The organism is Salinibacter sp., from assembly GCF_036626415.1.
Taxonomy (GTDB): domain Bacteria; phylum Bacteroidota; class Rhodothermia; order Rhodothermales; family Salinibacteraceae; genus Salinibacter.
In genome coordinates, this window is the sequence record NZ_JAZKRW010000010.1 from 1 (window position 1) to 22,420 (window position 22,420).

Below are 22,420 nucleotides of genomic sequence, written 5' to 3' on the forward strand. Positions count from 1 at the left end.
GTCGTACGTCCCAAGCTGCCATTCCACGAGGCCAGCGTTGTTCAAATTATTGGCCGCCTGCTCCCTCGCCCCCGCTGTTTGGGCCTGCTGTGCCGCCTGAAGGAAAGTCTGACGTGCCTCTTGCAACGTCTCCTCGCGGTAGCACACCACACCAATGTTTCCAGTCATGGCCGCCGCGCGCTTGGGAATTCCTGCCTCACGATACGTGGCCCGGGCCTGCCGGTATGCCGCCTGCGCCGCCGCAAAGTCCTGCTCCTCTCGAAGGGAATCGCCAGCGGCCGCCAGGGAGTCGGCCCGTGCGTGGAGGGTTGCGCTGTCCAGCACCTGTCCCTGCGCCGGCCTGAGACAGAGCATTCCCACCGCCATTCCTATCCAGAAACAGAGGATGCCCTTCCAAACGCGACTTCGCATCGCAAGTAGGCCCAAGTCGATAACGGTGTCTATGCGAAGCGTACCAATGTGGTGATCCGCTTGCTATCTTGCAACCGGCCTCGGGCTGAACCAGGGCAATCGCATGAGCGCAAATCGTCGCTCCAAGCTTGACTTGGAGCCCATCTGACGAATGTAGAAGCCTCCCCAGGCAGTCGGATGGGTCCCACACGAGCGAAGCGACTGATGCAATAAATCAAGTTTGGGACGACAAACGAGAGTGCTTTTTTGTGCCTCCACTGCCAGAACGCAGATGTCTGAGCATCAGTCTGAAGCTGTTGGCTATTGATGCGATTGCCCTGCGGGCTGAACCCTCCCCACGGATCCATCGTTATGCACAGGTCCACCTGTCACTCGCACCATTCCTTATCAACCGACCCCTCGTTTCACCGTGAGCAGCCTCGGATTCAACACGGGCTACATCGAAGAGCTGTACAAAGAGTACCAGGAGGACCCCGACAGTGTCAGTGAGAGCTGGCGGGAGTTCTTCGCGGACTACGACCCGGACGCGTCGTTCGTCCCAGCCCCCCAGACGACCACCGGCGACGGGGAGGCCACCTCTCCTCCCGAACAGCCCCCCAAGCCCGAGCCGGAGGCCCGCGAGGCACCGCCCGAATCTCCCCCGCCCCGTCCGGACGCGGACGACGGCGTCGTGGAGCCCCTGCGCCCCGCCTCCGCCCCGGCGGTCGACGAGGACACGGCCGACGTGACGGCCATGACCGGTCCCTCGGCCAAGGTCGTCGAGAACATGGAGGACAGCCTCGGCATCCCGACAGCCACCTCCGCGCGGACGATTCCGGTGAAGCTGTTGGACGAGAATCGCACCCTTCTGAACGACTATCAGAAGCAGGTCGGGGGCGAGAAGGTCTCCTACACCCACATCATCGCCTACGCGATGGTGCAGGCAATGCAGGAATACCCCGACATGAACACCACTTTTCGGCGGAACGAGGACGGCACGCCGGAGCACGTCAAGCCCGACCAAATCAATCTCGGGCTCGCCATCGACGTGGAGCGACGGGGCGAGCGCACACTGCTGGTCCCCAACCTCAAGGACGCGGGCAGCCTCAACTTCGCCGAATTCCTCGGCACCTACAACAACGTCGTCGGCCGGGCCCTGGATGGGGATCTCAACCTGTCCGACTTTCAGGGCACCACGGCCACCCTTACCAACCCGGGCATGATCGGGACGTCGATGAGCGTGGCGCGCCTGATGCCCGGACAGGGGGTCATTATGGGGGCCGGGGCCATCGACTTCCCGCCCGAGTACCGCGGGTACGACCCCGAGGTCGCGAGCAAGGCTGGGGTCTCTCCGGTCATGACGTTGACCTCTACCTACGACCACCGCGTCATCCAGGGGGCCACCAGCGGGGCCTTCCTCAATCACATTGAGGAGCTCCTGATGGGCGACCACGACTTCTACCAGCGGATCTTCTCCGGCCTGGGCGTGCCCTACCAGCCGTTCCGGATGGCCACCGACTCCACGCCACAGCTCGGGCGGTCCCAGCCACAGGACGAGCTCGACATGACGGAGAAGCAGGCGGCGGTCCTACAGCTGATCCGCGCCTACCGGGTCCGCGGCCACCTGCAGGCCGACATCAACCCGCTCGGGTACGAGTGGCAATACCACGAGGAGCTCGACCCCGCCACCTACGGCCTTACGGTCTGGGACCTGGATCGGAAGTTTATCACCGGCGGCCTCGGGGGCGAAGACAAGCTTCCCCTGCGCGACATCCTGTCCATCCTGCGGAAGGCCTATACCAGCAAGGTCGGGACGGCCTTTATGCACATCTCCGACCCGGAGGAAAAGACGTGGATCCAAGACCGGATCGAGCCGATGCGGGACGCCGGTCCGCCGTCGGAGGACGAGCGCCATCGGATTGTGCAGAAGCTCAACGCGGCGGAGGCGTTCGAGCGCTTTCTGCACACCAAGTACGTCGGCCACAAACGCTTTTCCTTGGAGGGGTCGGAAACCATGATTCCCCTTATCGACACCCTCCTCTCCGACGCCGCCGACGCGGGCGTGAAGGACGTGGTGATGGGCATGGCCCACCGCGGCCGCCTCAACGTGCTGGCCAACATTATCGGCAAGCCCTACGAGGAGATCTTCTCCAAATTCGAGGGCAACATCGACCCGAACACGACCCAGGGCTCGGGCGACGTGAAGTACCACCTGGGGGCCGGGGGCCACGTGACCTCGCCCAACGGAAATGAGATTCGGGTGTCGCTGGCCTCGAACCCGAGCCACCTGGAGGCCGTCAACCCGGTCGTAGAAGGCATGTCCCGCGCCAAGCAGAACCTGTTGCGCGACGAGCACCCCGAGGCGGCAGAGGACGACTACCACGACGCCGTGATGCCGCTCCTGATTCACGGCGACGCCGGGTTTGCCGGACAGGGCGTGGTGGCGGAGACCCTGAACCTCAGTAAGCTGCGCGGCTACACCACCGGCGGCACCGTCCATCTGGTCATCAACAACCAGATCGGCTTCACGACGCCCCCGGGCGACGCGCGGAGCTCCACCTACGCGACCGACCTGGCCCGGGCCATCGAGGCGCCCATCTTCCACGTCAACGGCGACGACCCCGAAACCTGCGTCCGCATCGCGCGGCTGGCGTTCGAGTACCGCCAGCGCTTCAACAAGGACGTAGTCATCGACATGATGTGCTACCGCGTCCACGGGCACAACGAGGGCGACGAGCCCACCTTCACGCAGCCGCTGCTCTACGAGAAAATTGAGAAGAAGCGCTCCCCGCGCAAGCTCTACACCGAGATGCTGCTCCGCCGCGGCGAGATCGAGCCGGACGAGGCCGAGCAGATGCTCGACGACTACCGGGGCCGGCTGCAGGAAGCCTTCGAACGAACCAAAGACCTGGAGGAGAAGGACGCCGAGGAGGCCTTGGAAAAGCGGGTGCAACGCACGGCCGACGATCGTCTGCCCGACGTGGACACCACGGCCAAGCGCGAGCACCTGGAACGGGTCGTGGAAGTCCTCACGAATTTCCCCGACGACGTCAACGTGCACCGCAAGCTGGAGCGGCTGTTCGGAAAGCGCGACGACCTCTTCTACGATCAGGAGCGCATCGACTGGGCCTTCTCCGAAACCCTGGCGTTCGGGTCGCTTCTGCAGGAGGGCACGCGCGTTCGACTGAGCGGACAGGACTCGCGTCGCGCCACCTTCAGCCAGCGGCACGCCGTTCTCATTGACCAGGAGACCGGCGAGGAGTACACGCCGCTCAACAACCTGTCGGACGATCAGGAACGGCTCCTCATCTACGACAGCCTCCTCTCGGAGTACGCCGTGGCCGGGTTCGAATACGGCTACTCGGTGGTGGACAAGAATGCTCTGACCTGCTGGGAGGCCCAGTTTGGGGACTTCGCGAACGGGGCGGAGATCGTGTGGGACCAGTTCGTGAGTGCCGCCGAGGAGAAGTGGGGCCAGACCTCCGGCCTCGTGGCCCTGCTGCCCCACGCCTATGAAGGCCAGGGTCCCGAGCACTCCTCGGCCCGCCTGGAACGCTTCCTACAGCTCTGTGCGGAGCAGAACATGATTGTCGCCAACTTCTCCACGCCGGCCAACTACTTCCACGCCCTGCGCCGGCAGGTAAAGCGCGATGTCAAGAAGCCGCTCATCGTCATGACGCCCAAGAGCCTGCTGCGACATCCGCAGTGTGTCTCCACGCCCGATGAACTCGTGGATGGGGGCGTGCAGGAGCTCATTCCGGCCGACACGGATCCTGCAAGCACCACGCGCCACATCCTGTGCAGCGGCAAGGTGTACTACGACCTCGTGGGGGCACTCGACGAACACGATCGGCACGACGAAATTGCCGTCACGCGACTGGAGCAGTTTTATCCCTTCCCGGAGGCGGAGATGGAGAAGGAATTGGAGCGCTACGCCGAGGCCGACGAGACGGTATGGGTACAAGAGGAGCCCCAGAACATGGGGGCTTGGTCGTTCGTGCAGCCGCGCTTCCAGGAGCTTCTGGAGGGGATTCACGGGCCCTGCGAGCAGCGCATTCAGTACGTGGGCCGCTCCGCCAGCGCCAGTCCTGCCACCGGCTCGGCCAAGGTGCACGACCGAGAACAGGAACGGCTGGTTGAGGATGCCCTCGACCTCTAGCCCCCTGCGTTCAACTGCGAAGGTCCCACTCTCAGCGACGAAGGCCCCACTCGGCAGGGTGGGGCTTTTGGGTTGTGGGGGACGCTGCAGAGAAAAAGGGACGGACCCAGACGGGTCCGTCCCTGACAACGACGTCCGACGCCGTTTCATTGGCGTCGGCGGCCAAATGTGCGGCGCACTCTACTTGCGCTTCCGGTTGTCGCCGCGCTTCCGCTGGCGGTGACGCCGTCGGCGCGACCGCTTCTCTTCGAGCCGCTTCTCTTCCGAGGGCTTCATGTACGTCATGTTCTGCCGATACTCCTGCAGTACGCGGCTCCGGTTCACCTGACGCCGGAAACGCTTGAGCGCGCGATCGATGTCTTCATTGTTTCGGACTTTTACACCAACAGCCAAGGTAGATCCCTCCGTAGGGAGTTTGGTTCTGAAATAGAACGGACAGTGATTAAAATGCGCAGTGGAAACGCGACTGTGAGAGGCATGTTTCTTCTTCGCGTGCTGGTGTCAACCTGCCCAATTTGTTGCCCTCATGACAACCCCCTCTCCCCTGGTGCTGGCGACCGGAAACGCCGGCAAGGTCGACGAACTTCGCGCCCTGCTCAGCGATCTTAATCGGACGCTCCTTCCGGCCAGCGAACTCGACGTCCCCCTTACCGTGACCGAGGACGCCGAGACCCTCACGGGCAACGCCCGAAAGAAGGCCCGGGCGTACCACGACCATACCGGCCACGCCGCCCTCGCCGACGATACGGGACTGGAGGTGGCGGCGCTCGACGGAGGCCCCGGGGTTCACACCGCCCGGTTCGCCGGGGCCGACGCCACCCCCGAAGACAACAAGCAGAAACTGTTGACGGTCATGGACGGGGTGGACGACCGACGCGCTCGGTTTCGCACCGTGGTGGCCCTCCTCGACGCGGACGGGACCGCTCACACCTTCGAAGGCCGCTGTGAGGGCACCATCACGACTGCCCCTCACGGCGACGGGGGCTTCGGGTACGATCCGCTCTTCCGCCCGGACGGCTACGACCAGACGTTCGCGGAAATGCCAGCGGAGACCAAAAACGAGACGAGCCACCGCCGAGAGGCCCTCGACGCCCTCCGCGCCTTCCTCTCGCGCCAGACGCCCGAGCCGGGCCCCTAACCGTTCCTCTTCCTGCTTTCCTCCACACTTTGCGCCGAACCCTGTATGGTTGCCCTCGTCCAGCGCGTCTCCGATGCTGCCGTCGAGATCGACGGCGACCCCGTCGGCACCATCGGAAGCGGACTGCTCATCCTGCTCGGTGTGCACGAGGAGGACACCCGCACCGAAAGCACATGGTGCGCCAAAAAGTGCGCACGTCTGCGTGTTTTTCCCGACGCCGACGGCAAGATGGACGAGTCGCTCCTCGACACTGGGGGCGACGCCCTGGTGGTGCCCCAGTTCACGCTCTACGGCGACACGAGCGCGGGCAACCGTCCCTCATTTACCGAGGCCGCATCGCCCGATCGGGCCGACCGGCTGTACAACCACTTCGTCCAGGAGCTCGAAGGACACCTTGGACGAAGCGTCCCCACGGGGGAGTTTGGGGCCATGATGGACGTCCGGCTCACGAACGACGGGCCGGTGACCCTCTGGGTGGAGCGACGGGCGGACGGCTAACCTGCCCCCGACACGGAGGCGGCAACAGGCGATCACTGTCCGAGGGGCGGATTGGACGTTTGCAGACTCGCCGGGAGCTCCGTGGCACCGGTGAGATGGCGGTCGACCTGGCGAGCCACGTCGCGCCCCTCCCCGATGGCCCACACCACGAGCGACGCCCCCCTTCGGGCGTCCCCCGCGGCGAAGACGCCCTCCACATCCGTCATCAGGCGGTCGTCCGTCGCGAAGGTGCCGTCGTCGGCCCGCTCAACGCCAAGGGACGCAAAGGGATTGTTGTCCGGCCCCGTAAACCCAATCGCCACGAGCACGAGGTCGGCGGGGATGCGGAGATCCGGGTCACGCACTGTCTTGCCGGCACGACGGCCGTTCTCGTAGGCCCACTCCACCCGCTCGGCCTGAAGCTCATCCACCCGGCCGTCGCCGTCGAGGTCGACCAAGGCCTGCGTGTTGACCGCAAACTCCTCCGCACCCCCCTCTTCTTGGGCGTAGGTCTTGGTGTACACCTGGGCGGCCTCCGGCCAGGGATTGTCCGCCGCCCGCTCGTCGGAGCGCCGCTCGTTGATGCCGATCTGGACCACTTGGTTTGCGCCCTGTCGGTGCGCCGTCGCCACACAGTCCGCCCCCGTGTCCCCCCCGCCCAGAACCACGACGTTCTTGTGTTTCGCCGTCACGCCTTCAGGGCCTCCGGCTCCCTGTTGGCGGCGGTTTTCCTGCGGAAGGAAGGTCATGGCCGGCAGCACACCGTCGAGGTCGGTGCCCGGGACCGGCAGCGAGCGGGGCTCCTGTGCCCCCAGGGCGAGGCAGACCGCGTCGTGGCCCGCATGCACCCGCTCCGCTGCGAGATCCGTCCCCACTTCTGTGTCGGTCACAAACTGCACGCCCTCCTGCCCAAGCTGATCGACCCGTTGCTCCACACGACGCTTCGCAAATTTGAAGTCCGGAATGCCGTATGTCATGAGTCCGCCGACGGCCTCGTCCCGCTCGTAGACCGTCACCCGGTGCCCGGCCCGATTCAACTGCTGCGCGGCGGCGAGGCCGGCCGGCCCGCTCCCCACTACGGCCACCTGGAAGCCGGTCCGCTCGGTGGGCGGCTCCGGCTGGATCCAGCCCTCCTCCCACCCCTTGTCCACGATGGCCCGCTCGATGCTTTTGATGGCCACGGCATCGTCATTGACGGCCAGGACGCACGCGTCCTCGCAGGGGGCTGGGCACGTGTATCCCGTAAACTCCGGAAAGTTGTTCGTGGCGTGGAGCTGCTGTAGGGCCTCCTTCCAGTCGCTCCGGTGCACCAGATCGTTCCACTCCGGGATACGGTTGCCGATGGGACACCCGCTCATGCAGGTGGGCACACCGCAGTCGACGCACCGTTCCCCCTGATCCTGCAGGGCCTCGGGGCTCCACTCCGGCGCCCAGATCTCGTGGAAGTCGGCCGTGCGCTCCGTGGCCGGCCGCTTGCCGATGGGGTGGCGCGCGTGCTTCCGGTATCCGTCGGGGTGGTGCTCTCTGGGCATGGTACAGACTGGATCGGTGAGGAAATTTCCGCGCGTGGAGGCCAAATACGAAGTATCCTGCCGGCAATTCAGCGAAGCGTATTGCGTGATGCGTATTGCGCAAACAGTTCTCTGCTCTCGCAGCGCTGGATACGTAATACGAAATACGCAATACGCACTCAGGCAGCGATGGGAGCAGGCTCCTCTGGGGATGGCGGCACGGACACCCGGATATCCTCCCCTTCCTGCAAGTGCTTCTCCACCTGTCGGGCGAAGGCTTCGGGCATGACCTTGCGGAACTGGCCGACGGACGCCTCCCAGTCTTCCAGTACGCGACTCGCCTTGGCACTGCCCGTTTGATGCAGGTGCTTTTCCACGAGGCGGCGCACAAGCCGCCGGTCTCGCTCGTCGGTCAGCGCTTCGACCCGGACCATCTCGGGATTAACCGTTTCCGCAAAGGTGCCGTCCTCATCAAGCACGTAGGCCTCTCCGCCGCTCATTCCGGCCCCAAAGTTGCGCCCCGTGCGTCCGAGGACGACCACCACACCACCGGTCATGTACTCGCAGCCGTGGTCGCCCACGCCCTCCACGACCGCCTGCACGCCCGAATTGCGGACCGCGAAGCGCTCGCCTGCTTGGCCGTTGAAGTAGGCCTCCCCACGTGTCGCGCCGTAGAGAGCCACGTTGCCCAGGATGATGTTCTCGTCCGCCTGGAAGCCCGCGGTCTCAGGGGTGCGCAGGACAAGCCGTCCGCCGGACAGCCCTTTGCCTACGTAGTCATTGGCCTCTCCGACGAGCCGAAGGGTAATCCCCGAGGCCAAGAATGCCCCAAAGCTCTGTCCGGCGACGCCCTCAAAGTCCACCTCAATGGTGCCGTCCGGGAGCCCGTCGGGCCCGTACCGGCCGGTGACCTCGGAGCTGAGCATGGCCCCGACCGTCCGGTTGCTGTTGCGGATGTCGCGGGCAACCTGGACGGGGGTTTGGTGCTCGAGGGCCGGACGCGCTTCGTCGATGAGGGCGCGATCGAGCGTGTCGTCCAGCCCGTGGTCCTGCTCCGTCGTCTTCCGCGGATCGTCGTCGCTGGACGGGCGGTGCAAAATTGGCCCCAGGTCCAAGCGGCGGGCCTTCGGGTGGTCGGTGTCGCCCTGGCGGAGCAGATCGGTGCGGCCCACCATCTCGTCGACGGTGCGCACCCCAAGGTCCGCCATGATCTCACGCAGCTCCGCCGCCACGAAGTGCATGTAGCGCATCACGTGCTCGGGTTCGCCCACGAACTTCTCGCGCAGCTCCGGGTCCTGGGTGGCGATGCCGACCGAGCAGGTATTGCAGTGGCATTTGCGCAGCATGATGCAACCCAAGCACACGAGCGCCGCGGTGCCAAAGCCAAATTCCTCTCCGCCCAGCAGCGCCGCCACGGCCACATCGCGACCCGTTTTGAGGCCGCCGTCCACCCGGAGGCGAATGCGGGAGCGCAGGTCGTTTTCGAGAAGCACCTGCTGCGCCTCCGACACGCCCAGCTCCCACGGGAGCCCGGCTGACTTGATGGAGGTCTTCGGCGACGCTCCGGTCCCGCCAGACTGCCCACTGATGAGGAGGGCGTCGGCCTTCGCCTTGGACACGCCCGCGGCGATGACCCCAATCCCGGCCCCCGCGACGAGCTTCACATGCACGTCGGCGGCCGCATTCGCGCTCTTGAGGTCGTGGATGAGCTGGGCGAGATCCTCGATCGAATAGATGTCGTGGTGGGGCGGCGGCGAAATCAGAGACACCCCTGGGGTCGTGTAGCGGGTGTCGGCGATGAGCTCGTTGACCTTTTCCCCGGGCAGGTGGCCGCCCTCCCCCGGCTTCGAGCCCTGCGCCATCTTGATCTCAATGTCGTCGGCACTGTTGAGGTAGGTACTCGTGACCCCGAAGCGCCCGCTGGCCACCTGCTTGATCGCACACTCGCGCTCAGTGCCGAAGCGGTCGACCTGCTCGCCGCCCTCCCCGGTGCTGGCCCGCCCACCAATCCGGTTCATCGCGACGGCGAGCGTCTCGTGGGCCTCCGGGCTGAGAGAGCCAAACGACATGGAGGCCGTGAAGAAGCGCTGGACGATGGACTCGGCGGGCTCCACCTCGGAGAGCGGAATGGCCCCGTCGGGGTCCGTGTCGAAGTCGAGAAGGCCCCGGAGCGTCTGATGGCGGTTCGCCTGCTCGTTCACGAGGGCCGCAAACTGGTCGTAGCTCGCGCGGTCGTTTTGCCGCACCGCATGTTGGAGCCTGCCGATCGTCTGCGGGTTCCACTGATGGTGCTCCCCATCCCGCCGCCAGTAGAGCTCTCCGCCGCTCTCCAGATCCGTCGTGCCCGGCAGGGACTCCCCAAATGCCGTCCGGTGCCGGTCTCGGAGGTCGGCCTCCAGCTCTTCGATGCCCGCGCCCTCGATGCGAGAGGTAGTGCCGAAGAAGTACTCCTCCACAAACTCGGAATCGAGGCCCACCGCCTCGAAGACCTGCGCCCCCTTGTAGCTTTCGAGGGTAGAGATGCCCATTTTGGCCATCACCTTGAGGAGCCCTTGCTCAAGGGCGCCGACGTATCGCTCGAGGGCCGTCTCGGGATCCGGGACTGCGTCGCTGCGGCTCGCCCAATCGCGCACGGTGGCGTAGGCGAGGTAGGGGTGCACAGCGTCGGCCCCGTAGCCGAGCAGCGTGCAGACGTGGTGCACCGCACAGGGCTGGCCGCTCTCCAGCACGAGCGCCGCGTGCGTCCGGCGCCCCGCCCGAATCAGATCGTGATGCACGGCCCCCACGACGAGAAGGCTCGGCGCAGGACAGCGGTCTGGCCCTGTCGATCGGTCCGAGAGGTGGAGAATTTCGTAGCCCGCCTCCACGGCCTGGCGCGCGTCCCGCCGAATGCGTTCGATCGCCGCCGACAAGGCCGTCTCCGTCTCGAACGTCGTGTCAATCGTCGTCGATTGGATGCCGTTCGTGTCAATGTGGTGGAGGGCCTCCAGCTCCGCGTCGCCGAGGATGGGCGAATCAAGATGGACCTGCCGACAGTGGTCCGGTCCCTCCGTCAGCAGGTTCCCTTTGTGCCCGATGTGGCTTTCGAGCGAGGTGACCAACTCTTCGCGGATGTAGTCGAGCGGTGGGTTTGAGACCTGCGCGAAGAGCTGCTTGAAATAGGTAAAGAGCGTTTTGCTCTGGTCCGAGAGAACGGCGGGCGGGGTGTCGTTCCCCATCGCCCCCACTGGGTCTTTGCCGTCTTCCACCATCGGCTGCACGAGGCGGCGCACGTGCTCTCGCGTATAGCCAAAGGCCCGCTGCCGCCGGGGCAGGACTTCGGGATCGCCGTTCAGGGACAATGTCGTCTCCGGCACGGGCGTCCCCCGCGAGGTGTGAGCGGGAACGAGCGTCTGGAGCCGGACGCGCATCTCGTCGAGCCACCGCTCGTACTTTTCGTCGGTCAACCGCCCAAACACCTCGTCCTCCGGCACGATGCGCTCCGCCGCCGCGTCCGCGAGGAAAAGCTGGCCGGGCTGAAGGCGATTCTTCTGGGCCACCCGGCCGGGCGGCAGGTCTACCACCCCCGCTTCGCTGGCCATAACGAGCCGATCGTCGTGGGTCACCCAGTAGCGACACGGACGTAGGCCGTTGCGGTCGAGCACCGCCGCGACACTGTCCCCGTCGGTAAAGGCCGCAAGGAGCGGCCCGTCCCACGGCTCGATGAGGGTCGAGTGGTATTCGTACCAGGCGCGCCGCTCCGGGCTCATCCGGGCGTCTTTGGTCCACGCCTCCGGGATGAGCATCCGCAGGGCGTGGGGCAGGGAGCGGCCGCTCTCCACGAGGAGTTCAAGCACGTTGTCGAGCACCGCCGTGTCGCTCTGTGCCTCCGTGGTAATGGGCCGGATCCGCTCCAGGTCTTCCCCGAAGGCGTCGGTGCGGAGGTCCGCTTCGCGGGCCCGCATCCAATTCAGATTGCCGCGGAGCGTGTTGACCTCTCCATTGTGGACGACGGTGCGGTAGGGATGGGCAAGGCGCCATGCCCCCAATGTGTTCGTGGAGAAACGCGAGTGGACGAGGGCCAGGGTCGACCGCACCCGTTCGTCGGTCAACTCCGGATAGTAGGAGGCAACCTGCGCGTTGGTCAAGAGGCCCTTGTACACCACCCGCCGCCGGTCCAACGAGCACACGTAGAACGTTTCGCGATCCTCCAGGTCGCTGTCGGCCACCGCGTTCTCAAGAAGGCGGCGCAGGATGTAAAGCTGTGCGTCGAGCCTCTCCGGGGAGACGGGGTGGGTGGGCTGCACAAAGAGCTGCCACACGTCCGGCTCGGTGGCACGGGCCGTCGGCCCCAAGTCCGAGGCATCGGTCGGCACGGAGCGCCAGGCGACAGGGTCGAGTCCTTCGGCCCGCACCCGCTGATCGATAAAATCGCGAAGTGCTTCCTGTACGTGCCGGTCCCTCGGGAGAAAAAACTGGCCGACGCCGTAGGAGTCGGCGGTCCCGAGGCCGGACACGACGTCTTGATAGAATGCATGCGGCTTCTGGATCAAGAGGCCGGCCCCGTCGCCCGTGTTCTCTTCGGCCCCACGGGCCCCGCGGTGGTCGAGGCGTCGCAGCAGGCCGAGGGCCTGTTTCACCATTGCGTGGCTCTGCGTGCCGTTGAGGTCCATAAGGACCCCAACGCCGCAGTTGGATCGTTCCCGTCGCGGGCCTAGCGCCGCACGATCTGGGGAGGACACGAGAGATGGGGGTGGGAGGGGGGAGCCCATGTTCGTGGTGTGGGTCGTGCCGCAATGGAAACTGCAGGTTTAGACCGGACAGCCGCCCGGAATCGCCAGTTTTTCGGAGTCTGTGTAAAGGGACTCGTTATATCGATGAAGGACCCGTGAGTATCAAATTACAATTTTGTGCAAAGCGCTTCCGGTCACTACTTCTTTACGAAAAGCGCTTTTACAAAGGGGGACAAGTTCACGTCCTCACTCTGTAACGCCTTTTTATCTTCCTCCTCTCTTGGGATGACGTCTTCCGAGCTCCTCATTACGAACGCCACCGTGTATCCAGTCGACAGCGGACCAAGCCCCGCCACGGCCTTGGCCATCCGCGACGGGCGGTTCGTGGCGGTCGGGTCTCCCTCCGAAGCGTCGGCGGCCGTTCCTGCAGCACGCTGCGTTGATGCGGGGGGGCGCCCCATCGTCCCGGGCTTCATCGACGCACACGCCCATCTCCAGGAATTGGGGCTGGCCCTTCGTCGTGTCGATCTCACGAAGAGCTCTTCCCCGGATGCCGTGGTCGAGCGGCTCCAGACATACGTCGCCGAGCACGAGCTCTCCGCCCATGCCTGGCTGCGGGGACACGGTTGGGACCAGACCGGGTGGAGCCCCCCTCGCTTTCCCCACCGCAGGGCCCTGGACGCCGCATTCCCGGAGCGGCCCGTGTGGCTCACGCGTACGGACGTGCACGCGGGATGGGCCAACACAGCCGCCCTGGAGGCCACTGTGGGGCTCGACCGCCTCCACGAGATGAGCGACCCAGACGGGGGGCACATCCACCGCGACGAGACCGGTACGCCCACGGGGGTACTGATCGACGCTGCGATGGCTCTCGTTACAGACCCCCTTCCCTCCCCGAGCGATGTGGAACAAGGGCGGGCCCTCTCCACGGCTCTTCGCCACACTGCCCAACACGGCGTCACCAGCCTGCACGATGCGGGAGTCGGGCTTGCCACCCTCCGTCGCGTCCAGGCCCTTATCGAGGACGACCAGTTTCCCCTTCGGCTATACGCCATGATTAACGGACGCGGAGAGACATTCAAGCACTTCTGTGAACGGGGTCCATTTCACCATTCATCCGGGCGCCTCGACGTCGAGTCCGTGAAGTTTTTCGCCGACGGGGCGCTCGGCAGCCGCGGGGCCGCCCTACTCGAGGACTACGCCGACGCGCCGGGCAATCGCGGCTTTCTCCTCCACAAAGACGACGCGTTTCGGGAAAACGTGCGCGCAGCCCACGAGTGTGGGTTTCAGGTAAACACCCATGCCATCGGCGACCGGGCCAACCGGCAGGTGCTGAACGCGTACGAAGAGGTGACGCTGCAAAGTGCTCACCCGCTCCGCCGCCCCCGCATCGAGCACGCCCAGATTGTGGCCCCCGAGGACCGTCCCCGCTTCGGCCGCCTCGGCGCCATCGCCTCCGTGCAGCCGGCCTTCGCGCCGAGTGACCAAGACTGGGCCCCGGCGCGCCTCGGGCCGGACCGCATTGAGGACGCCTACGCGTGGCGGAGTTTGAGCGACGCCGGCGCTGCACTCGCCTTCGGGTCCGACGCCCCGGTCGAGCCCCTCGATCCCATTCGGGCCTTCCACGCTGCCGTCACGCGCCAGGACGCCAACGGGGCCCCGAGCGGAGGATGGCACCCCAGCGAGGGACTTGCCCGAAGCACAGCCCTTCGTGCCCACACGCAAGGCCCCGCCTACGCTGCGTTTCAGGAGGATGAGGTCGGATCCATATCCGTAGGCAAACGCGCCGACTTTGTGGTATTGTCTCAGGACCTCATGACCGTGCCGGCCGATCGCCTTCTCGACACGGAGGTCGTGGCGACGTATCTTGGGGGGACCCCGGTGCACAGGCAGACGAACTGGCCAGATGCACAATAGCGCGCCCCGGTCCTTCGTTTTGAAACCAAGCGGCCCCCTTCCGATTCGAAGGGGCGGAGATGATGTCCCCCGCTACCCGTCGCACGTTTACACTTACTCCCCTTTTGCCGACTGACCCATGGCTGACCCCTCTACGCTTACCCATCCCGACCCCGAAGGAGGCGTCCGCATGATGGACGTATCTCAGAAGTCGGATTCCGCTCGCACCGCCGTTGCTGCTGGACGGGTCCACCTCGGGGAAGAGGCGTTCCGACGCGTCCGGGAGCACGACATCGAAAAGGGTGATGTCCTGACCACCGCTCAGATCGCCGGGATCATGGGCGCCAAGCAGACCGATAAGCTCATCCCCCTCTGCCACGACGTCACCATCAACGGCGTGGAGGTCGACTTTACCTTCAGCGAGGAGGCGCAGGCGATCGACATCCGGGCCTTCACCAAGTCCTTCGGGGTAACGGGGGTGGAGATGGAGGCCCTCACGGCGGTCTCAGTGTCCGCACTCACGATCTACGACATGTGCAAGTCGGTCACCAAGGACATCCGCATCGGCGACGTGCACCTGCGCGCCAAGACCGGAGGGCAGAGCGGGAATTGGAAGAGCAACCCTGCCCCCACATCCTCCGACTCGTAGCCTTTCGCCCGGCTCGGTCCGCCTGCAGGTGCTCTTCCCCCTGCAGTCTCCTTCTGTCGCCTGCCGCCCCCCCATGTCTTCCGATGCCCCTGATGCCTCCCTCGACCGCGTCGCCCGCTTCACCTCGTTCGCCACGGTAGGCACCCTTGGCCTCACGCAGGACCTCACCCACGCCGTGCTCGACAGCATAGGCGACATGGAGGGGGCCGATCCCGAACTGGTCGCCGAAGAGACGCTCTGTCTCGTGGCCACGGCGACGGCCCGGGCCGCGGAGGTGGGGCTTGAGGACGAGCCCGACCGTGCGCCCACAATGATCGAGACGCTCCTCGACTTGCCCTTTACCTACCGAAACTATCTTCTTGGCAAGGCGATGGTGGCCGAGGAGCGCCCGGAGCTTTCGGAGGTGGCCGAGGACGTTCGCGCCCGGCTGCAGGACAAGCGGGCGTTCTATGCGACTCACCTGCCGGAGGGCCAGTTTCCGGGACCGCATGCCCTCGGGGACAAGATGGAGCTGTGGATGGGCCGGGTGAGTCCGCCGAAGCTGCCAGAGACCCCACAGGAACGCTTGGACGCGCTGGGGCTTGTGGATCCAACCGTCGCCCACCTCAAGCTCGTGCTCGCCTACGGGCGTCGGGGCGTGCCGCCCCTTGGGGCCGAAGCGGAATCGACGGGGTAGGACTGCCCCCCCCGCGCGACCGCGCCGCTACTCCCGGACCCCAGATTGCGACGGCCGTTGTGTCGTTGCGTCGTCGGAGTCGGACACAGACACGTCGTCCCGCTCAGGCAAATCGAGGGGCCCGTCCGTGGCTGCGTCCAATTCTGCATCGAGTGCATCGAGCTCTTCCGTCTCCTCCTCGTCGAGATAGTCGGCCGGCGCGGCAAATACATCTTCGATCTCACGAATGGAGCTCTGCGTCTCTTCCACCTCTTGGAGCAGGGTGTCGAGCTGCGCCGTTACCTCTTCAGGGTTCTGCAGCGTCCACGACTGCTCGTGGATGTACCGCACCACGTCCTCGATCGTACTGAGCTGCGCGCCGAGGATCTCTAGGTTCTCGTGGGCCTTGCGGAAGCGCGCCAGCCGACGCTCCAGCACTTTCAGCCGTCGCTGCTTCACGGCCCGCACCCGCTCGGCGTCGTCGGCCATGTCTTTCTTCAGCGCGTCAATGGACTCGAGGATCTGCACCTCCGTGGTGCTGTCCATGAAATCCCGGTATCGTTCTCGCTGGTGAAGCAGGTCGAGGTACGAGTCGAGGAGGCCATCGATCTTGTCGACGTGGCTCCCCAGAATGCCCTGCGAGGCGTAGCTGAGCTTCTGATAGTTCGCCTCGATCTGCTCCTTCAGCTTCCGCAGCTTGGCGTAGCGGCGCTGGCTCTGGTTGCGGAGCTGACTGAAAATCTCCCGCTGGGACGGCGCCTGGTGCTTTTCGGAGCGCTTTTCGGCACGCACGTACCGCTGAAACCGGTTGTGACGGGGCATTACCCCCAGGTATACGAGCTCGGCCCCGCCCCCGAGCAGAAGGAGAAGCTCCGGAAGCCACCCGGGCAGGATGCCAATCACCCCGAGGCCCGCCGCCACGGCCACGACCGTGATCAAAAACACCAGATTCCAGGTGTTGAACAGCGCCTCCTTTGTGTAATTGATGTCGTCCTCCATAGCGGTAGGATTGTGTTGTCCCCTGGCAAAAAAGGGGCGGGTGCGACCGAAGGGGGGCACTACGAAGACTCGTCGGCACGGAGATCGCCCATGCGACCAATGGTTTTGTCGGGCCCCTCCGCATGTGGCTCGTCCGCGCCGGACGACGATTCGTCGACGGAGGGGCCCTCGGGATCGGTCCCCAACATGTCGCCCTCCTCCGCCTTCATCCGGCGAACGAGCTGCTCGGCGCGCTCCTCGCGCAGGGCCTCGTCGGCGTCGCGCAGGTCGTCGTCTTCGACCGACGCCTCGTCGAGGGCCAGCTCAAAGCGCGCCTGGTCCTCCACCGTCGAGCGACGAAGCGAATCGACGAGGGACTCCGTCTCGTCTAGCAGTCGCATGGCGCCCTGTTGCATGCGCTGCACCACACGTTGCACCCCGCTCCCGCTCTGCTGCTTCAGTTGGTTGAGGGTCGCCTGGAGCCGCTTCTTGGCACGAAGGTGCTTCTTCTCCGTCTCTTTGAGGCGCTGGAATTCCTCATCGGTCATGGCAGTGTCGAATTTCGAGTGTCGAGTTGAGGCGTGCGAATTCGCGGTTCAACATTCACAACTCGAATTTGGCTACTCGGACTTGTTGCGCTGCTTGCCGATGGTTTTGGACGGCTCCTCGATCTCCTCATCCTGGGGAACGTCGATCGTCTCTTCCTCGGCGGACTCTTGTTGCGGCGCCCCCTCCTCTTCCGCCAGGCCCATCTCCGTTTTGAACTCGTCAACGACCTGCTGTGCCCGCAGCTCTTCGGCGTCCTCTTCAATCTGCAGGGCCTCCGTGTCCACCGAGTCAAGCGCCATCTCCATCCGGGCCTCGTTCTTGGCGGACTCCTGGTCGAGGCGACGCACCATTTCGTCGTGGGTCTGATCCAGGCCCGACACCTCAAACTGCTCCATCGTGTCGGCAATTTCGGCCTGCCACTGCGCCCGTTCGTGCTGCCGGAGCGCATCTTTGGCTTCCTGAATCTTCTGTTCCTTCTCGCGCATGAACGCCTTTTTCACTTTCAGGGCCTTCTCGTAGGCCCGCTCGGCCCCTTTGAGCTGTTCCTGGGTCCGCTCCAGGCTCTCCTTCTGATCCTCCAGCCGCTTCGCATATTTCTTGGCAATGTCCTCGCGGTCGGACTTGAGGGCGGTGCGGATGCGGTTGGAGAGCTGCTCCACACGGTCTTGAGTCTTTTCGACCTCCTTCTCGAGCATAATCTTGTTCGCCTTCACCGTGGCGATGTTTTCGTTCATCTCCGGCACCTGGTCGTTGAGCTCCCGGATGTTCTGCTCGAGGATTGTCCGTGGATCTTCCATCGCCGACACGGCACCGCCAAAGAGGGACTTGACTGCACGTGTAAATCGGGACCAAATAGACATGGCAGGGGAATCAGTGTCGAAGGATCGGCGAACGCACGCTTCATATACTTTGCACGGAGGCGGATTGTTACACCGGATCCGCGTGCGGTTCTGACAGGGACGTCCAGCCCTGCGTGTCGTAGCGGGCCTTCAGGGCTGGCGCAGTGGACGGCGGGGCATCGGCAAAGGCATAAGCGTCGCGGACGGCAGCCCGCACCGCGTCGAGGTCCGGGCTTCCGCTGGCGTGCAGCCGCGCCAGCACGGCGCCCGGCTCGACCGGATCGCCCGGCTTTTTGAGGCGGGTAAGGCCCGCGACGGGATCGACCGGCGCCGCCTTCGTCTGGCGTCCCGCCCCGAGTTCCACCGTTGCCTGCCCGACGGAAAGGGCGTCGAGGTCCGCCACGTACCCGTGTGCCCGCGGCGGGGCCGTGACCTCGGCCACCGGCGCGCTGTTGGGCCGGATCTCGGGGTCCTCAACGACGGACGGGTCGCCGCCCTGGGCCTCAACCAGGCGCCGAAATCGGTCGAGGGCGGCCCCGTTCTCGATCGCCTCTCGGGCCCGTGCCCGCCCCTCCTCGGGCGTCTCCGCCTCTCCCCCCAGGGCAATCATCTCGCCGGCCAGCCCGCGGACGATCTTCATGAGGGTCGTGTCGGCGTGCTCCCCGCGCAGACAGGCGATGGCCTCCCGGATTTCCGGCCAGTTGCCCACCGCCCGGCCTAGGGGAACGTCCATGTTCGTCATGACCGCCGCGACCGGCATGTCGTGCTCGGCCCCGATGGCGACCAACGTCTCGGCCAGGGTCCGCGCCTCGGCGTCCGTCTTCATAAACGCGCCCCGCCCGCACTTCACGTCGAGCACGAGGGCATCGTTGCCCTCCGCAAGCTTCTTGCTCATGATGGAGGCGGCGATGAGGGGAATCGAGTCGACCGTGGCCGTGACGTCGCGGAGGGCGTAGATTTTCTTGTCGGCCGGGGCCACCTCCCCGGTCTGCCCCGCAATGACGCCCCGCACGTCCGCCACCTGGCGCCGGTACTGGTCAACGCTCAGGTCGGTGCGGAAGTCGGGAATGGACTCGAGCTTGTCGATGGTGCCGCCGGTATGGCCGAGCCCACGCCCGCTGAGCTTGGCCACCGGCACGCCGCAACTGGCGACGAGCGGCACGAGGATCGGGGACACCTTGTCCCCCACCCCGCCCGTCGAGTGCTTCCCAACCTTGGTGCCGGGCACGTCCGAGAGATCGATGCGCGTGCCGGACGCCAGCATGGCCTCCGTGAGCGCCGCGGCCTCGCGCGCCGACAGGCCGTTGAGGTAGGCCGCCATCAGGAACGCGCTCATCTGATAGTCCGGCACCGCCCCTTCCGTATAGCCGTCGACGAGGGCCGTTAAATCGTCGTCCGATAGCGCGTCGCCATCGCGCTTGGTCGCGATCAAGGAAACGGGGTTCACATTGCTCATGCCGGTCGGGTGCGGTTGATGGGGGGACGCGGGGGCGGTGCCCGCCCAGAGATGACCGCCCGGACTTCGACCGCCTCTCCCTCGAAAAACGAAAAGGCCACCCGTTCGCACAGGTGACCTCCACTGGTAGAAAATGGGGACGACAACCTACTCGTCGGCGTCCTCCTCAGGCTCTTCGTCTTCTCCCTCGTCGTCCTCGTTCAGCCCATACCGGCGGTTAAACTTCTCGACGCGGCCCGCCGTGTCGACAAACTGGCGGCGGCCGGTGTAGAAGGGATGGTTGGTCGAGTCAACCTCGGTCTCGTGCGTGTCGTCCTCCATCGTGGACCGGGTCGTGATCTCGGAGCCGTCCGCGAGCTGGACGGTCACTTCGCTGTACTCGGGATGCAGGCCGTCTTTCATGGCGTTGCGGGCTGGATCAGTCGTGTATTCGCGGTTTTAGGAAGTCGAGTCAGCTACACGACGCGCATTGCTGGAAGTTTCGGGGTCCGGCCGTCGCGCCGCGTGAAGAAGCGGCGAGGGCCGGCCCGGTCGCTCAGAAGTGCCCGATGGGCCCCACATCGTCCACGACGAGTCGGTGCGACTCGTGGATTGGGCCCTGGAAGCGGATCGTGAGCACGTTTGCCTTCGGGTCGTAGCGCCACCCCTGTCCCGCTGCCGACGAGAGTCGCTCCGGCAACGGCGCGCCATTCACGTGCACCCGGGCTGGGGCCCGCGGCACCCGATGCACGTGGACACGGACCGTTCGCGCCTCGGGCTGTCCTCCGTAGGTGCCCACCGCGGCCCCTACCGACACCGACAGGTCTGCCGTGCCGTCGTCCTGCGGCCGAAGTTGCTGCGTGAGGTCGGTGACCGCGTACGCCCCGTCCTGGTAGTTGAGCGTCCGGCCGTCGTCCTCGTACAGCGAAAAGAAGCCGGCGCGGCCGGAGTCCGGATAGACCGCCAGGGCCAGCGTATCGGGCGGCTGCGCCTCCGTGTGCGGCGCCACGGGACGCATCGGCACAATGGCGCCCCCCTTCACGAAGAGCGGGATCTGGGCGAGCGGGGCGTCGACGGTGACGGTGCGCCCCCCTTCCACCGCCGCGTCCGTCCAGTAGTGGATCCAGGTGCCCTCCGGGAGTGGCACGGCACGGCTGCGGGCGCTGTCCCGCAGTACGGGGGCCACGAGGAGCGACTCGCCGAGCAGGTACGAATGCTCCACCTCGTGCAGTCGCTCGTCGGACGGGTCCGCGAAGAAGAGCGGGCGGGTGAGCGGGATCCCGGTGCGGTGGTTCTGCCAGGCGAGCGTGTAAAGATACGGCATGAGCCGGTAGCGCAGGCGCACCATCTCCCGCACGATGTTTTCCACTCCCTCCCCGTAGCGCCACGGCTCGGTCGGTGTGTCGCTGCCATGTGGGCGCATGGTGGGCGACAGGGCCCCCTGCTGCATCCACCGCGCATAGAGTTCCGGCGACGTCTTCCCCGTAAAGCCGCCAAGGTCCGACCCGTACAGGCCGAAGCCCGCGAGGCCGACGTTCAACTGAAACGGAATCTGCAGCCGGAACGCCTCAAAGCTCGACGCCACGTCGCCGCTCCAGAGGGTCGGGTTGTAGCGCTGCGTGCCGGCGGAGGCCGAGCGCGTCAGGTTGAAGACGCGCTGGTTGTCGCGCCAGTCGTGCCATCCGTTGAAGAGCGTCTGCGCCCAGAGGTGGTTGTAGACGTTGTGAACCTTGTTGCGAGGCCCGAGGTGGTGCTGCATGTCGGCGGGATGGCGCTCCGGCTCGCCCAGGTCCGTCCAGAAGCCCGCCATTTCCGACCCCATAAACGGCGGGTGCTGGCGCCACCACCAGTCCCGCACCGCGGGATCCGTCACGTCGAGCAGGGCCACGTCGCACGCGTCGCAGGACCACCAGTCGGCCATCACGTAGGGCGAGCCGTCCGGGCGCTGGCCCACAAAATTGCTGTCGAGCGCCGGTTCGAACAGACGCGACGGGCGGGTGATGTAGGACTCGGTGATGGTGACGGTCTTGACGCCCCGGTCACGCAGGTCCCCGATCATGTCGAAGGGCTCCGGGAACGCCTTTCGGTTCCACCGGAGGTCCCCCATGTGCTCGAACCAGTCGAGGTCGAGGATGACGGCGTCGACGGGAACCTGCTTGCGGCGCAGCGTGTCGACCACCCCGCGGGCCTGGGCCTCGGTTTCGTAGCCAAACTTCGACTGGATGTAGCCGAGGGACCACTTGGGCGGCATCGGCTGTCGGCCCGTGAGCCACGTGTACTGCCGGAGCTGCTCGGGGATGGACGCCTCCCCAACCACGTAGTATGTGATCTCGCCGCCGGGGGTCACGTACTTCATTCGCGTGGAGTCGGCCGCGCCGAGCATGAACCGGGCCGGATACGGGTTGTCGACGAACAGCCCATAGCCGCCCGTCGTGGTGAGGAACGGCACGTTGATCTTCATGGGCAGCTGCGGCTCGCTGTAGCCGTAGTGGGCCTGGTTCTGCATGCGCAGGGTATCGCCGCGGAGGCCGAACGGGACCCGTTCACCGGTGCCGTAGAGGCGGGTGTCGGGCGTAAGGGAAAACCGGATCGAGCGGGCCGTGTCACGAGCGACGAAGCCGGAGTCGACCTCGGCCACCAATTCCCTCCCCGCCCCGTCCGTAAACCGGAGCCGCAGGGGGCGCTTCTGCACCGCAACGGTCATCTGCGGAGAACGGACCCAGAGGGCATCCGGGCCCATGTGAACCGTTGGTTCAATCTCTGGCTCGGGCGACTGCACGACCGCGAAGGAGCTGTCAGGCGTCCGTCCGGGCGGCAACCAGTCGACCCGCACGACGGACGAGCGGTAGAACGTGATGTGCGCGGTCGCCCCCTCTCCTTCCACAACGACGCTCGCCCCGTCGGTTCGGTGGTCCATATACGCGCCGGGACGGACGCCCTGTGGGACGGCCGGCTGGGACAGGGCCGGGGCCCCGAGGACAAGGCTCGCGAGAAACCAGACAAGATGCTTCATCGGGGGGGACGACTGGACG

General features: G+C 65.7%; 15 protein-coding genes and 1 pseudogene. 6 read left to right on the plus strand and 10 right to left on the minus strand.

The features are described from left to right. Positions 1-354: pseudogene (locus tag V5A20_RS02480) on the minus strand (hypothetical protein); the annotation flags it as partial. Between the two features lie 466 nt (positions 355-820). On the opposite strand from V5A20_RS02480, the gene V5A20_RS02485 reads away from it, so the two are divergent. Next, on the plus strand, positions 821-4,549 hold the full coding sequence (locus V5A20_RS02485) for a multifunctional oxoglutarate decarboxylase/oxoglutarate dehydrogenase thiamine pyrophosphate-binding subunit/dihydrolipoyllysine-residue succinyltransferase subunit (protein ID WP_332326644.1): 3,729 nt from the start codon (positions 821-823) through the stop codon (positions 4,547-4,549). A gap of 180 nt (positions 4,550-4,729) precedes the next feature. Here V5A20_RS02485 and rpsU read toward each other — a convergent pair whose 3' ends face one another. Next, positions 4,730-4,942, minus strand: a complete 213-nt coding sequence (gene rpsU, locus V5A20_RS02490) for a 30S ribosomal protein S21 (RefSeq protein WP_013061703.1) — start codon at positions 4,940-4,942, stop codon at positions 4,730-4,732. Positions 4,943-5,075: 133 nt separating this feature from the next. Here rpsU and rdgB point away from each other — a divergent pair, with 133 nt between their 5' ends. Then, positions 5,076-5,687, plus strand: coding sequence for an RdgB/HAM1 family non-canonical purine NTP pyrophosphatase (rdgB, locus tag V5A20_RS02495; RefSeq protein ID WP_332314667.1), 612 nt, complete (start codon positions 5,076-5,078; stop codon positions 5,685-5,687). Positions 5,688-5,732: 45 nt separating this feature from the next. Next, on the plus strand, positions 5,733-6,185 hold the full coding sequence (dtd, locus tag V5A20_RS02500; RefSeq protein ID WP_332314666.1) for a D-aminoacyl-tRNA deacylase: 453 nt from the start codon (positions 5,733-5,735) through the stop codon (positions 6,183-6,185). A 32-nt stretch (positions 6,186-6,217) separates the two neighbouring features. On the opposite strand, the gene V5A20_RS02505 is transcribed toward dtd, so the two are convergent. Together V5A20_RS02505 and gltB are read right to left on the minus strand one after the other, a co-directional pair. After that, positions 6,218-7,696, minus strand: coding sequence for a glutamate synthase subunit beta (locus V5A20_RS02505; protein WP_332326645.1), 1,479 nt, complete (start codon positions 7,694-7,696; stop codon positions 6,218-6,220). Between the two features lie 158 nt (positions 7,697-7,854). Then, positions 7,855-12,426 carry a glutamate synthase large subunit gene (gene gltB / locus V5A20_RS02510; protein ID WP_332326646.1) on the minus strand — a complete coding sequence of 1,524 codons (4,572 nt, stop codon included), beginning with the start codon at positions 12,424-12,426 and terminating at the stop codon, positions 7,855-7,857. A 246-nt stretch (positions 12,427-12,672) separates the two neighbouring features. Here gltB and V5A20_RS02515 point away from each other — a divergent pair, with 246 nt between their 5' ends. From V5A20_RS02515 to V5A20_RS02525, 3 genes are all read left to right on the plus strand, one after another. Then, on the plus strand, positions 12,673-14,304 hold the full coding sequence (locus V5A20_RS02515; RefSeq protein ID WP_332314663.1) for an amidohydrolase: 1,632 nt from the start codon (positions 12,673-12,675) through the stop codon (positions 14,302-14,304). 118 nt (positions 14,305-14,422) lie between these two features. After that, complete coding sequence (moaC, locus tag V5A20_RS02520; RefSeq protein ID WP_332314662.1) at positions 14,423-14,932, plus strand: cyclic pyranopterin monophosphate synthase MoaC; 510 nt, start codon at positions 14,423-14,425, stop codon at positions 14,930-14,932. Positions 14,933-15,005: 73 nt separating this feature from the next. Continuing rightward, positions 15,006-15,608, plus strand: coding sequence for a hypothetical protein (locus V5A20_RS02525; protein ID WP_332314661.1), 603 nt, complete (start codon positions 15,006-15,008; stop codon positions 15,606-15,608). A 27-nt stretch (positions 15,609-15,635) separates the two neighbouring features. Here the strand turns inward: V5A20_RS02525 and V5A20_RS02530 are convergent, their stop codons facing one another. The 6 genes from V5A20_RS02530 to V5A20_RS02555 all read right to left on the minus strand — a co-directional run bounded on the left by V5A20_RS02530 (position 15,636) and on the right by V5A20_RS02555 (position 22,401). Continuing rightward, positions 15,636-16,586, minus strand: coding sequence for a hypothetical protein (locus V5A20_RS02530; protein ID WP_332314660.1), 951 nt, complete (start codon positions 16,584-16,586; stop codon positions 15,636-15,638). Positions 16,587-16,645: 59 nt separating this feature from the next. Further along, on the minus strand, positions 16,646-17,113 hold the full coding sequence (locus V5A20_RS02535; protein ID WP_332326647.1) for a hypothetical protein: 468 nt from the start codon (positions 17,111-17,113) through the stop codon (positions 16,646-16,648). Between the two features lie 72 nt (positions 17,114-17,185). Further along, the gene (locus tag V5A20_RS02540) at positions 17,186-17,974 is read right to left on the minus strand and encodes a PspA/IM30 family protein (RefSeq protein ID WP_332314658.1); all 789 of its coding nucleotides are present in this window, start codon (positions 17,972-17,974) and stop codon (positions 17,186-17,188) included. Positions 17,975-18,041: 67 nt separating this feature from the next. Further along, a complete protein-coding gene (locus V5A20_RS02545; protein WP_332314657.1) occupies positions 18,042-19,409 on the minus strand; it encodes a thymidine phosphorylase in 1,368 nt (455 codons plus the stop codon). Positions 19,410-19,556: 147 nt separating this feature from the next. Then, the gene (rpmE, locus tag V5A20_RS02550) at positions 19,557-19,811 is read right to left on the minus strand and encodes a 50S ribosomal protein L31 (protein ID WP_332314656.1); all 255 of its coding nucleotides are present in this window, start codon (positions 19,809-19,811) and stop codon (positions 19,557-19,559) included. A gap of 133 nt (positions 19,812-19,944) precedes the next feature. Beyond that, a complete protein-coding gene (locus V5A20_RS02555) occupies positions 19,945-22,401 on the minus strand; it encodes a glycoside hydrolase family 31 protein (RefSeq protein ID WP_332326648.1) in 2,457 nt (818 codons plus the stop codon). Positions 22,402-22,420: the final 19 nt, after the last annotated feature.